The organism is Streptomyces sp. NBC_01306, from assembly GCF_026340465.1.
Taxonomy (GTDB): domain Bacteria; phylum Actinomycetota; class Actinomycetes; order Streptomycetales; family Streptomycetaceae; genus Streptomyces.
Genome location: NZ_JAPEPC010000001.1, coordinates 4,007,887 through 4,020,062, shown reverse-complemented (window position 1 = coordinate 4,020,062; position 12,176 = coordinate 4,007,887). Strand labels below are relative to the sequence as shown.

11 protein-coding genes and 1 riboswitch are annotated in these 12,176 nt (G+C 70.3%); of the genes, 5 read left to right on the top strand and 6 right to left on the bottom strand.

The window, feature by feature from the left end; translation table 11 throughout:
- Positions 1-214: 214 nt before the first annotated feature.
- From OG385_RS17685 to thrC, 3 genes are all read right to left on the bottom strand, one after another.
- The gene (locus OG385_RS17685; protein WP_005315736.1) at positions 215-418 is read right to left on the bottom strand and encodes a cold-shock protein; all 204 of its coding nucleotides are present in this window, start codon (positions 416-418) and stop codon (positions 215-217) included.
- Between the two features lie 466 nt (positions 419-884).
- Positions 885-1,160: a MoaD/ThiS family protein gene (locus OG385_RS17680; RefSeq protein WP_266855603.1), complete on the bottom strand. Its 276-nt coding sequence runs from the start codon at positions 1,158-1,160 to the stop codon at positions 885-887.
- Between the two features lie 86 nt (positions 1,161-1,246).
- The gene (gene thrC, locus OG385_RS17675) at positions 1,247-2,548 is read right to left on the bottom strand and encodes a threonine synthase (RefSeq protein WP_266855602.1); all 1,302 of its coding nucleotides are present in this window, start codon (positions 2,546-2,548) and stop codon (positions 1,247-1,249) included.
- 15 nt (positions 2,549-2,563) lie between these two features.
- Positions 2,564-2,691, bottom strand: a riboswitch (SAM riboswitch).
- Positions 2,692-2,847: 156 nt separating this feature from the next.
- Here thrC and OG385_RS17670 point away from each other — a divergent pair.
- The 3 genes from OG385_RS17670 (at position 2,848) to OG385_RS17660 (ending at position 7,213) form a co-directional block, all read left to right on the top strand.
- On the top strand, positions 2,848-3,792 hold the full coding sequence (locus OG385_RS17670) for a glucosyl-3-phosphoglycerate synthase (protein WP_266855601.1): 945 nt from the start codon (positions 2,848-2,850) through the stop codon (positions 3,790-3,792).
- A gap of 374 nt (positions 3,793-4,166) precedes the next feature.
- Positions 4,167-5,624, top strand: a complete 1,458-nt coding sequence (locus tag OG385_RS17665) for an APC family permease (protein ID WP_266855600.1) — start codon at positions 4,167-4,169, stop codon at positions 5,622-5,624.
- A 164-nt stretch (positions 5,625-5,788) separates the two neighbouring features.
- A complete protein-coding gene (locus tag OG385_RS17660) occupies positions 5,789-7,213 on the top strand; it encodes a trehalose-6-phosphate synthase (protein ID WP_266855599.1) in 1,425 nt (474 codons plus the stop codon).
- A gap of 15 nt (positions 7,214-7,228) precedes the next feature.
- On the opposite strand, the gene otsB is transcribed toward OG385_RS17660, so the two are convergent.
- The 3 genes from otsB to OG385_RS17645 form a co-directional block, all read right to left on the bottom strand.
- Entirely contained in the window at positions 7,229-8,080 is an 852-nt protein-coding gene (otsB, locus tag OG385_RS17655) for a trehalose-phosphatase (protein WP_266855598.1), read from the bottom strand.
- Positions 8,081-8,164: 84 nt separating this feature from the next.
- Complete coding sequence (locus OG385_RS17650) at positions 8,165-8,413, bottom strand: DUF3263 domain-containing protein (RefSeq protein WP_266855597.1); 249 nt, start codon at positions 8,411-8,413, stop codon at positions 8,165-8,167.
- Positions 8,414-8,490: 77 nt separating this feature from the next.
- A complete protein-coding gene (locus tag OG385_RS17645; RefSeq protein ID WP_266855596.1) occupies positions 8,491-9,708 on the bottom strand; it encodes an ABC transporter substrate-binding protein in 1,218 nt (405 codons plus the stop codon).
- 317 nt (positions 9,709-10,025) lie between these two features.
- On the opposite strand from OG385_RS17645, the gene OG385_RS17640 reads away from it, so the two are divergent.
- Positions 10,026-11,000, top strand: a complete 975-nt coding sequence (locus OG385_RS17640) for an ROK family protein (RefSeq protein WP_266855595.1) — start codon at positions 10,026-10,028, stop codon at positions 10,998-11,000.
- A complete protein-coding gene (nagA, locus tag OG385_RS17635) occupies positions 11,000-12,154 on the top strand; it encodes an N-acetylglucosamine-6-phosphate deacetylase (protein ID WP_266855594.1) in 1,155 nt (384 codons plus the stop codon). Before OG385_RS17640 ends, nagA begins: the two co-directional genes overlap by 1 nt.
- Positions 12,155-12,176: the final 22 nt, after the last annotated feature.

Below are 12,176 nucleotides of genomic sequence, written 5' to 3'. Positions count from 1 at the left end.
CCTGTGAGTGCAAGCGCCTTCGAAGAAGGCCCAGCCAGGGGCGGTGGTCGGAGTGAGGGCACCTCCCGGACGAAGTCCGGGGGTAGGGAGGGCAAGCGCCTTCGGTCGATACCGGCCGTACGCGCGGGCGGTCGCGGACGCACGAGAGGCCCGCGCCCCTGTGTGGGGTGCGGGCCTCTCGGCGTGAGTGGGTGGGTGGCCGATCGCGCCGAGATCAGACGGCGAGTTTGACCATGTCCGCCTGCGGACCCTTCTGGCCCTGCGAGATCTCGAACTCAACTCGCTGACCTTCTTCAAGGGTGCGGTAGCCGTCCATCTGAATCGCGCTGTAGTGGACGAAAACATCCGCACCACCGTCGACCGCGATGAAGCCGTACCCCTTCTCCGCGTTGAACCACTTGACGGTGCCCTGAGCCATGCCTAACTCCCCTATTACTGGCCCTTGCACAGAGCCCGCACTTCGCGGGATCCGGGTCAGACCTTGCGCCGGAACGCGTCGACCGCGGCTGAATGTATCTGCCCAACTGCCCTCTGCAACAGGTCAATCGGACGAGAATTCTGAGCGCGGCTGAACGCCCCATTGGGCGGATTTCCGGGGATCCCCGGGCAAGTCGGGCCGGGCAAAGGGCACTTACGACGCAAAGAGATCGAACACATTGCCCACACATTGACGCGTGCTCAGCTGCTCGCGGCACGGTCGATCAAGAAGGATCAAGGGGGCTGCCCCAACTCTACCGTGTTCAATCATGCTGAATTGCCCCCTCCGCTTTGTACGCGGAGAGGGCAACGGGTCCAGCAGACGGCAGGGCGGACAGCAGGGCGACGGCAGGGCCCCGAGTGCCGGGGAGCGCCGGGGGCCGCGCCGCGGCGTCTCAGGGGCTTGCTCAGCCGCCGGCGACGGCCGGGATGATGGAGACGCCCGCGCCGTCCGGCGTCGCCGTCTCCAGGCCCTGCTCGAAGCGCACGTCGTCGTCGTTCACGTACACGTTCACGAAGCGGCGCAGCTTGCCCTGGTCGTCCAGGACGCGGGCCGCGATGCCGGTGTGGTTCTTCTCCAGGTCGGCGATGACCTCGGAGAGGGTGCCGCCGTCGGCGGCGACCTCGGCCTGGCCGCCCGTGTAGGTGCGGAGGATGGTGGGGATGCGGACCTTGACGCTCATGCGGATTGCCTTCCAGGAGTCCGGGGCGGGACGAGTCGGACGGAACGGGCGGTGGGGGCGGAGAGCCTGCGTACGGAGAGCCCGGGTCAGGCGCCCGTGGCCAGACCGGCCTCGCGGAACGCGTCCAGGGTCGGACGGATCGTCGCGGTCGGGCCGGACGTCGGGGCGACCGCGTCCAGGGTCTTGAGGCCGTCACCCGTGTTCAGTACGACGGTGGTGAGCGACGGGTCGAGCAGACCGGCCTCGATGAGCTTCTTCGTCACGCCGACGGTCACGCCGCCCGCGGTCTCCGCGAAGATGCCCTCGGTACGGGCCAGCAGCTTGATCGCGTCGACGATCTGCGCGTCGTTGACGTCCTCCACGGCGCCGCCGGTGCGGCGGGCGATGTCCAGGACGTACGGGCCGTCCGCCGGGTTGCCGATGGCCAGCGACTTGGCGATCGTGTCCGGCTTCTGCGGCCGTACGACGTCGTGGCCGGCCTTGAACGCGGTGGAGACCGGCGAGCAGCCCTCGGCCTGCGCGCCGAAGATCTTGTACGGCTTGTCCTCGACGAGGCCGAGCTTGATCAGCTCCTGGAGACCCTTGTCGATCTTCGTGAGCTGGGAGCCCGATGCGATCGGGATGACGATCTGGTCGGGCAGCTGCCAGCCGAGCTGCTCACAGATCTCGTACGCCAGGGTCTTGGAGCCCTCGCCGTAGTACGGGCGGAGGTTGACGTTGACGAAGCCCCAGCCCTCACCGATCGGGTCGCCGATGAGCTCGGAGCAGAAGCGGTTGACGTCGTCGTAGTTGCCCTCGATGCCGACCAGTTCGCCGCCGTAGACCGCGGCCATCACGACCTTGCCCTGCTCCAGGTCGTGCGGGATGAACACGCAGGAGCGGAAGCCGGCGCGGGCTGCGGCGGCGCCGACGGCACCGGCCAGGTTCCCCGTGGAGGAGCAGGAGAGCGTGGTGAAGCCGAAGGCGCGGGCGGCCTCGACGGCGATGGCGACGACACGGTCCTTGAAGGAGTGCGTCGGATTGCCGGAGTCGTCCTTGATGTGCAGAGCGCCGGTGACACCCAGCTCACGGGCGAGGTTGTCGGCCTTGACCAGCTTGGTGAAGCCCGGGTTCAGGTTGGGCTGGTCGGCCACACCGGCGGGGACGGGCAGCAGCGGGGCGTAGCGCCAGATGTTGTTCGGGCCGGCCTCGATGCGCTTCTTCAGCTCGTCGGGGGAGCCGCTCGGCAGGTCGTACGCCACTTCGAGCGGCCCGAAACAGGACGCGCAGGCGAAGAGGGGGCCGAGCGGGAAACGCTCTCCGCACTCGCGGCACGAGAGTGCGGCGGCGGGGCCGAGATCGACGGCCCCGGTGGAGTCATTGGTGCTGGTGACGGTCTGCACAGCCATGGTGGCGAGGTCCTCTCCTCATCTTCCTCGCGACGTACTTCGCCGCAAGACGGAATTGGCACCTTCCCCACCATGACCTCGCGGTCGGCGGGAGGGTTGCCGGGACTTCTACGGGCCGTTCCCTCAGTCCCTCTGGATGAGCGCTTATGACGCGGGCCTTGAGGCCCGGCGTGTTTGTCCGCACGTGCTGACCCCGGCATCCCGTGGCCATTTGCGTTGTTCAAGACTGTAACCGAAGGCAGTGACAGTTGAGATAGTCGTCCGAACCGCGAGATGGCTCACAGTCAAGGAGACGCGCCGTGCTGGAAGAGGTGGACCGCTGGCTGGCCAGGCGTTCCTGGTCGGCAGCCGACCGTCCGCTGGACCGGCTGATTGCCGCCAAACGCGGCACGAAGGTGAGTGTCGTCCTGCCCGCGCTCAACGAGGAGGCGACGGTCGGGGCGATCGTCGCGACCATCAGGCGGGAGCTGATGGACGCCCTGCCGGTGCCGCTCGTGGACGAGCTGGTGGTCATCGACTCCGGCTCCACCGACCGTACGGCCGGGGCCGCCGCTGCCGCGGGCGCGCGGGTGGTGCACCGGGACGAGATCCTGCCGCGGATTCCGGCCGTGCCCGGCAAGGGCGAGGTGCTGTGGCGTTCGCTCCTGGTGACCGGCGGCGACATCGTCTGCTTCGTGGACGCGGACCTGCGGGAGTTCTCGGCGGACTTCGTGTCGGGAATCGTCGGGCCACTGCTGACCGAGCCCGATGTGCAGTTCGTGAAGGCCATGTACGACCGGCCGCTCGGCGAGGCCGCAGGTCAGGGCGGTCGGGTGACCGAGCTGGTGGCGCGGCCGCTGCTGAACCTGCACTGGCCGCAGCTGGCCGGTTTCGTCCAGCCGCTGGGCGGCGAGTACGCGGTACGGCGCTCGCTGCTCGAACAGCTGCCCTTCCCGGTCGGTTACGGAGTGGAGCTGGGCCTGCTGGTCGACGCGCTCCACACGGTGGGGCTCGACGCGCTGGCGCAGGTCGACGTGGGCTCGCGCAAACACCGCCACCAGGACGGGCTCGCGCTGGGACGGATGGCGGCGGCGATCTACCGCACGGCGCAGCTACGGCTGTCGCGGGGGCAACTGGTGCGGCCGGCGCTGACGCAGTTCGAGCGGGGGGTGGAGGGGTTCGTGCCGCGGACGTACGCGGTGGACACCGAGGAGCGGCCCCCGATGCGGAGCGTCGGGGAGTACACGGCCCGCCGGGCGGCCTGACCGCTGCCGCGTGACTCGTGACCCGTGACCCGTGACCCGTGACCGACGGCTGTCCATGGAAAGGTTTTGGCCATCGTTGGCACGAGAATCCGAACCTTCCATCGAGCCGCGATATCCGTGCAGCCACCGCACTCAGAGCAGTAATGAGCACTGCGATGCCGTAAACAAACAACGGATTTCGTTGCGGTGACGCATTAACGAACCCTTGACGGGAATCGTCGTCGGGAGTTGTATTCGGTCACCGGAGCGGCGTGGACGTCGTCGCGGTCCGCCCCGCATGTGCGGCACTCTTCATCGAACTTCATTGAACTTCATCGAAGGTGCCTGCCCCTCATGCCGCCAGCCTCATGCCGCCAGCACCGATGGGACAACGGATGACCCCTACGCCCGACACGAACGTTGCCGCGCCCCCAGGGAAGCCGGAAGCCGACACCCGTGCCGCGAAGGCAGGGGAAGCCCCCACGCTCACCCGGTCCATCGGTGTGGTGGGAGGGACGCTGCTGACGCTCTCCTGTCTGACCCCGGCATCGTCGCTCTTCGTGATCGTGCCGGACTCGTTCGCCACCCTGGGCACCGGAACGGCCCTCACCATCGCCATCGCGGGCCTGCTCTGTATCGGTGTCGCGTTCACCTACTCGGAGCTGGGCACGCTCATACCGAGCTCCGGTGGCGAGTACGCCATGGTCGGCACCCTCATGGGGCGGCTCGCCGGCTGGCTGGTTTTCGTCCTCTCACTGATCGTCGTCATGATCGTGCCGCCCATCATCGCGCTGGGCACCGCCGACTATCTGGCGCCGATCGTGCATCTGAACCCGCAGTACACGGCGGCGGGTGTGATGCTCCTCGCCACCGCGATGGGCCTGCTCGACCTGCGCGCCAACGCCTGGATCACCGGCATCTTCCTGGTCCTGGAAGTCGTGGCCTGCGCGGTCGTCGCCTTCCTCGGCTTCACCCACACCAGCCGGTCCGCCTCGGTCCTCATCCACCCGGTGATGGACGCAGGGCACGGCCAGAGTTCGGCCGTCACCGCCGGTCTGATCGTGACCGGGCTCGCCACCGCGCTCTTCATCCTCCAGGGCTTCTCGACCGCCGTGTATCTGGCCGAGGAGATGGACAACCCGCGCCGCAACGTCTCCCGCACCGTGCTGTGGACGCTCGGGATCGGCGCGGCCGTCGTCCTGATCCCGGTCGTCGCGATCACGCTCGGCGCCCCGTCCCTCAAGACGCTCGCCGCCGGAAACGTCGCGGGCATGGTGCAGACCTGGAGCAACTCCGGCGTCGGCACCTTCGTCAGCCTCTGCATCGCGCTGGCGATCATCAACGCGGCGATCGTGATGGTGATCCAGAACTCCCGCGTCGTCTACTCCTCGGCACGTGACGCGGCCTGGCCGACCGCCGCCAACCGCGTCCTCTCCCACATCGGCAAGCGCTACAACTCCCCCTGGGCGGCGACGCTGGCCGTCGGCGTCCCCGGAGCGGTGCTGTGCTTCGTCAATCTGGACACGCTGAGCGATGTCACCGGTGTCGCGGTGGCCGCGATGTACGTCTTCGTCGCCCTGGGCGCCCTGGTCTCGCGCCGCGGTGAGCACAAGCACCGGCTGGCCTGGCGTATGCCGCTGTGGCCGGCGATCCCCGCCCTGCTGATCGTCGTCCTGGCCTGGGTGCTGTACCAGCAGAGCGTCAAGAGCCTGGTCATCACCGGTGTCATCGTCGCCGCCGCGGCGCTCTACTGGGCGCTGTATCTCCGGCCCCGGCAGGCCACGCACTGGGTGATCTCCGTTCCCGAGGACGACCTCGCCCCGGCGACGGACAGCGCCCCCGTCCAGCACTGATCCCGCGCCGCGCTGAGGTCCGCACCCCCCTGCGGGCCCGCGCCGCGCCCGCTGACGGCCGTATCCCCTGCGGCCGTCAGCGCCGCACCGGCGGAGCCGCGTCCCCCCGCGGCCCCGCCGGTGCGGCACGTTTGAGTGTTTGCGGCACGGGCTAGGTTCGCGTCATGGCCTCTCCGCACGCCGCCCGCGTCCTCGTCGCCTCCAACCGGGGCCCCGTCTCGTACACCCTCCGCGACGACGGTGAACTCACGTCGAAGCGGGGCGGTGGCGGTCTCGTCTCGGGGCTCTCCGCCATCGAGGGGAACGCCGAATCGCTCTGGGTCTGCGCCGCACTCGGTGACGGCGACCGGGCCGCCGTGCGGCGCGGGATCGCCGAGGACGGCGTACGGATGCTCGACATCGACCCCGAGGTGCACGCCGACGCCTACAACGGCATCGCCAACTCCGTGCTGTGGTTCATCCACCACATGCTCTACGGGACCCCGCTGGAGCCGGTCTTCGACGCGGAGTTCCGGCGCCAGTGGGACTCGTTCCGTACGTACAACCGGGCCTTCGCCGACGCGCTGGCCGCCGAGGCCGCCGAAGGCGCCGCCGTGCTGGTGCAGGACTACCACCTGTGCCTGGTGCCGGGGATGCTGCGCGAACTCCGCCCCGACCTGCGGATCGCGCACTTCTCGCACACCCCGTGGGCGCCCCCCGAGTACTTCCGGCTGCTGCCCGACGACATCGGCGCGGAGCTGCTGCGCGGCATCCTGGGCGCCGACCGGGCCGGATTCCTGACCCGGCGCTGGGCCGACGCCTTCGTCGCCTGCTGCACCGCGGTCCTCGGCGGCACCGGAGATACAGAGATCGCGGTGCACGGCCTCGGCGCCGACGCGGACTTCCTGCGGACGCGGTCCCACCGGCCCGATGTGGAAGAGCGGATGGCGGCGCTGCGCGAGCGGATCGGCGGCGGCACGGGCGAGGGGCCCGACGGCCGCCGGAAGACGATCGTCCGGGTGGACAGGACCGAGCTGTCCAAGAACATCGTGCGCGGGCTGCTCGCCTACCGGGAGCTGCTCGACACCCGTCCCGAGTGGCACGGCCGGGTGGTGCACATGGCGTTCGCGTACCCCTCGCGGCAGGACCTCGCGGTCTACCGCGACTACATGGCCGAGGTGGAACGCGTCGCCGAGGAGATCAACTCCCGTTACGGGACGGCGGACTGGACCCCGGTCGCGCTCTACCTCAAGGACGACTTCGCCCGCTCGCTCGGCGCCTACCGCCTCGCCGACGTCGCCCTGGTCAACCCGATCCGCGACGGCATGAACCTGGTCGCCAAGGAGGTCCCGGTGGTGTCCGACCACGGGTGCGCGCTGGTGCTCTCGCGGGAGGCCGGGGCGTACGAGGAGCTGGGGCGCGACGCGATCACCGTGAACCCGTACGACGTGAGCGCCACAGCCGCCGCGCTGCACGAGGCACTCACCCTGCCGGACGGCGAACGGGCCGAGCGCAGCAAGCGGCTGGCCGCCGCGGCGACCGCGCTGCCGCCGCAGCAGTGGTTCCTGGACCAGCTGAACGCCCTGGACCCGGCCGCCGGGACACGGTGACAGGACTGCCAGGGCTTACGCCGTGATGGCGCGGGCGAGGGCCGCGAGCAGGCCGGCCACCGCGCCGGGTCCCGGCACCACCAGGTCGGCCCGCGCGGCCAGTTCGGGCACCTCGTCGCCGCCGCTGCACACCAGCAGCCCGAACACGCCCTGTGTGCGGAGCTCGTCCACGGCGTCGTAGGCGGGCAGGTCCCCGAGGTCGTCCCCGGCGTAGAGGACGGCCGCGGCGCCCGTCTCGCGTACGTACGCGGTCAGCGCCACGCCCTTGTCGACGCCCGGCGGGCGCAGCTCAAGGACCAGCCGGCCGGGCTCCACGATCAGGCCGTGCTGTGCGGCGAGCCGGGCCAGCGGGGCGCGCAGGGCCTCGAAGGCGGCTTCGGGGTCGGCGGCGCGGCGGGTGTGGACCGCCACGGCCCGGCCGCCCTTCTCCTCGATCCAGGTGCCGCGTCCGGCGCCCTCCGTGTCGAGCAGTCCGGGGAGTTCGGCGCGGGCCGCCGCGACACCGGGGTGCGGGGCGGGGGCGTCGACCGTACCGGTGGCCGCGTCCCAGCGCTCCGCGCCGTAGTGGCCGAGCACGACCAGGTGCTCCAGACCGGGGACGCCGGCGAACCCCCCGTACCGCACGGCCAATTCGGCCGGGCGCCCGGTGACGACCGCGACGGAGGCGACCTCCGGCGCGAGCGCGACGAGTGCGGGGACGGCGTCCGGGTGGGCGCGGGCCTGTTCCGGGTCGGGGACGATGTCGGCGAGCGTGCCGTCGAAGTCGAGGGCCACGACGGCTTTCCGGGGTCCGGCCAGCAAAGCGGCGAGGCCGTCACGGCCGGCGGCGGTGGCGGGGGTCGGCAGGGTGTTCGGTGAGCTGCCCATGGGGCGACCCTAGCGGGGTACCGGGGCTGTGGCCTTTCGTTTGGATCAGCCGGTCAGCGGCGGTCAGCGGCGAGGCTCTGTGATTCAGCGGCGCTCGCGGCGGGCCGCCCGGACCCGGCGCAGGCGGTTGACCGTCACCGGGTCGTGGGCCAGCGCGGCCTGGTCGTCCAGCAGGGCGTTGAGGAGCTGGTAGTAGCGGACCGGTGAGATGCCGAGCTGCTCCCTGATGGCCCGCTCCTTGGCGCCGGCGCCCGGCCAGGAGCGGCGCTCCAGCGCGAGTACGGCGCGGTCGCGCTCGGGGAGCGCGGGGCCGTGCGCGTCGTCGCCAGTCATATGAGCCAACGTACTGGGGAGCCCGCCGACCGGGCCACTCCAGTACCGGACCGGCCGGGCTCTGCTCAGCTGCTCCGCTACTCCGCGTTCTGTGCCGCTGCCGCCTCGCTCTGGATCTGGTTGAGGACGCTCGCCGGGTTGCCGCCCGGCTGCACGGCCTTGCCGATCTCCTTCTTCATGTCGTCGCTCACCTCCGACCAGGACGTCTTGCCGACCGGTGCCAGCTGCGAGTCGGGCAGCTCGTTCAGGAAGGTCTTGAGGGACTTGTGGCGCGGGTCGTCGGCGAGCGTGCCGGACGCCGATGTGGTGGTGGGCAGCAGGTTGTACTGGCGGGTGAGGTCCAGGACGTTCTTGTCGCTGAAGACGTCGTCCAGGAACGCCCCGATCTGGGCGCGGTGGCCGCTCTGCTTGAAGCCCATGATCCAGTCGGCCACGCCCATGTCCGACTTGGTCGGACCGCTGATGCCCGGCATCGGGACCATGCCGACCTTGATGCCCTTCTTCTCCGCCTGCTGCACCAGCTGCGGATGGCCGTTGAGCATGCCGACCTGGCCCTGGGTGAAGGCCGCGTACGCCTGCCTGCGGTCGAACTCGGCCGGGGCGACGGGTCCGGTCAGCTTGGCGCCGACCAGGTCGTTCTTCAGCCAGTCGAAGGTCTTGACGTTCTGGGCCGAGTCGATCGTGTACGTACCGACGCCGTCGGTGAGGCCGCCGTCGCCGCTCAGCAGCCACTGGGTCGCCTCGACCTGAGCCTCCTCGGTGCCCAGCGGAAGGGCGTACGGATACTTCACGCCCCGTGCCTTGAGGACCTCCGCGTCGGACTTGAGCTGGGCCCAGGTCTTCGGTGCCTTGAGGCCGGCGTCCGAGAACATCTTCTCGTTGTAGAAGAGCAGCCGGGTCGAGGCGACGAACGGCATCCCGTACTGCACCCGGTCCTGCTCGCCCGCGTCCGAGAGCGAGGTGAGGAAGTTGGACTGGACCTCAATGGAGAGCAGGTCGTCCGCGCTGTACAGCTTGCCCTGATCGGCGTAGTCGGCGTACGAGTCCAGCTGGGCTATGTCGGGGGCGTGCCCCGACTTGACCATCTCGGCGACCTTCGCGTCGATGACCTTCCAGGAGTAGACGGAGACGTCGACCTTGATGTGCGGGTTCTTCGCCTCGAAGGCCGCGGCGAGCTTGTCCCAGTACTGCTGGTTGCTGGGCCCGTCGTTCGGGTCGTAGTTGGCGGCGACGACCTTCAGGGTGACGTCCCCCGATCCGCTGTCCGCTCCGCAACCGGAGAGCACTGCCGTCATACCGAGCGCGGCAACCGCCGCAGTAAGCCCCAAGAAGCGCCGCTGCACAGTCTTTTCCCACCCTCTTGTTGCACTATGTTCCAGCCGGTCCCCCGTGCCGTACCGTCGCACGTGGCTGCGATTTTCCCGTACGGCCATCTACTGGTCCACAGCCTTGCGGTCTCGCTTCGGCAACACGGGTCGCAGGGGCATCAGGCGTTACGGGGCGGCGTCGCGCCGGTTCTTTGCCCGGATCTTTGCCCGGACTTTGTATGGATGCGCAACAATCCAACAGAGTGGACTAGACCTTTTTCGGTTATCCGAGCCACACTGTCCGGGTGACTGCATTCTCCCGGGGAACCACCCCCGGTCTCCCGGCCGAAAACCACGTCATCGCCCTCGACGTGGGCGGCACCGGCATGAAAGCCGCCCTGGTCGGAGCGGACGGCACCCTGCTCCACGAGGCGCGCAGGGCCACCGGCCGGGAGCGCGGCCCCGAGGCCGTCGTCGCGTCGATCCTCGACTTCGCCGCCGAGCTGCGCGCGTACGGCGAGGAGCACTTCGGCCGGACCGCGTCAGCCGCGGGCGTGGCCGTCCCCGGCATCATCGACGCCGAGAACGGCATCGCCGTCTACGCCTCCAACCTCGGCTGGCGTGACGTCCCGATGCGGAAACTGCTCAGCGCCCGGCTGCACGGAGTCCCGGTGGCGCTCGGCCACGACGTCCGCACGGGCGGGCTCGCCGAGGGCCGGATCGGGGCGGGCAAGGGCGCCGACCGCTTCCTCTTCATGCCGCTCGGCACCGGTATCGCGGGCGCCATCGGCATCGAGGGGTCCATCGAGGCGGGCGCCCACGGATACGCCGGGGAGATCGGCCACATCGTCGTACGGCCGGGCGGCGTCGACTGCGGCTGCGGACAGCGCGGCTGCCTGGAGCGGTACGCCTCCGCCTCCGCCGTTTCGCTGGCCTGGGCCGAGGCGTCCGGCGACCCGGAAGCAGACGCCGCCGACTGCGCCAAGGCCGTCGAGTCCGGCGACCCGCGGGCGGTCGCCGTCTGGCAGACCGCGGTGGACGCACTCGCCGACGGTCTGGTCACCGCGCTCACCCTGCTCGACCCGCGCACGCTGATCATCGGTGGCGGGCTCGCCGAGGCCGGGGAAACCTTGTTCGTACCACTGAAGGCAGCGGTGGAGGAACGCGTGACGTTCCAGAAGCTGCCCCACATCGTCCCGGCGGCCCTCGGGGACACCGCTGGATGCCTGGGCGCAGGGCTGCTCGCCTGGGATCTACTCTCCACGGAGGTATCCGCCTGATGGCCGGAAGCGAAGCAAGCACAGTCCTCGCCGGAGCCCACGTGGTGCTGCCCACCGGGACCGTCGAGGGCGGCCGGGTCATCGTGGAGGGCTCGCGCATCGCCGGGAGCGCTCCCGAGGGCGCGGCGGTCATCGACCTCGCGGGGCACTGGGTGGTCCCCGGGTTCGTCGACATGCATGTGCACGGCGGCGGCGGGGCGTCCTTCACCTCCGGCACCCCCGATGAGGTGCTCAGGGGCATCGCCACCCACCGGCGGCACGGCACGACGACGATGGTCGCTTCGACCGTCACCGGCGAGATGGACTTCCTCGCCGGGCGGGCCGCGGTCCTCTCCGAACTGGTCGAGCAGGGCGACCTGGCCGGCATCCACTTCGAGGGCCCGTTCATCTCCCCGTGCCGCAAGGGCGCGCACAGCCCGTCGCTGCTGCGCGACCCCGACCCGTCCGACGTCCGCAAGCTGATGGACGCGGCGCGCGGTACGGCGAAGATGTTCACCCTGGCCACCGAGATGAAGGGCGGCATCGACTCCGTACGCCTCCTCGCCGAGAACGGCGTCATCGCGGCCATCGGCCACACCGACGCCACGTACGAGCAGGCGGTCGAGGCCATCGAGGCGGGCGCGAGCGTCGCCACCCACCTCTTCAACGCGATGCCGCCGTTCGGCCACCGCGACCCCGGGCCCATCGCCGCCCTCCTGGAGGACGAGCGGGTCACCGTCGAGCTGATCAACGACGGCACGCATCTGCACCCGGCCGCGCTGGAGCTGGCGTACCGCTCGGCGGGCTCCGCGCGCGTCGCCTTCGTCACCGACGCGATGGACGCCGCCGGTTTCGGCGACGGCGTGTATCTGCTCGGCCCGCTGGAGGTCGAGGTCAAGAAGGGCGTCGCCCGGCTGGTCGACGGCGGCTCGATCGCGGGCTCCACCCTCACCCTGGACACGGCCTTCCGGCGTGCGGTGACCATCGACAAGCTGCCGGTGGACGACGTCGTACGGTCCCTCTCGGCCAACCCGGCGCGGCTGCTCGGCCTGTACGACCGGATCGGCTCGCTGGAGCCCGGCAAGGACGCGGACCTGGTCGTCCTGGACGCGGACTTCGGGCTGGCCGGTGTGATGCGCAAGGGCGCCTGGGTGATCGAACCGAAGCAGAACTGAGCAGATCTGAGCAGAATCTTGC

What these genes read in the sequence shown, in the direction of transcription:
- OG385_RS17685 (WP_005315736.1), bottom strand. Translation starts at nt 418, where the DNA reads ATGGCTCAGGGCACCGTCAAGTGGTTCAACGCGGAGAAGGGGTACGGC.
- OG385_RS17680 (WP_266855603.1), bottom strand. Translation starts at nt 1,160, where the DNA reads ATGAGCGTCAAGGTCCGCATCCCCACCATCCTCCGCACCTACACGGGC.
- thrC (WP_266855602.1), bottom strand. Translation starts at nt 2,548, where the DNA reads ATGGCTGTGCAGACCGTCACCAGCACCAATGACTCCACCGGGGCCGTC.
- OG385_RS17665 (WP_266855600.1), top strand. Translation starts at nt 4,167, where the DNA reads ATGACCCCTACGCCCGACACGAACGTTGCCGCGCCCCCAGGGAAGCCG.
- OG385_RS17660 (WP_266855599.1), top strand. Translation starts at nt 5,789, where the DNA reads ATGGCCTCTCCGCACGCCGCCCGCGTCCTCGTCGCCTCCAACCGGGGC.
- otsB (WP_266855598.1), bottom strand. Translation starts at nt 8,080, where the DNA reads ATGGGCAGCTCACCGAACACCCTGCCGACCCCCGCCACCGCCGCCGGC.
- OG385_RS17650 (WP_266855597.1), bottom strand. Translation starts at nt 8,413, where the DNA reads ATGACTGGCGACGACGCGCACGGCCCCGCGCTCCCCGAGCGCGACCGC.
- OG385_RS17645 (WP_266855596.1), bottom strand. Translation starts at nt 9,708, where the DNA reads ATGACGGCAGTGCTCTCCGGTTGCGGAGCGGACAGCGGATCGGGGGAC.
- nagA (WP_266855594.1), top strand. Translation starts at nt 11,000, where the DNA reads ATGGCCGGAAGCGAAGCAAGCACAGTCCTCGCCGGAGCCCACGTGGTG.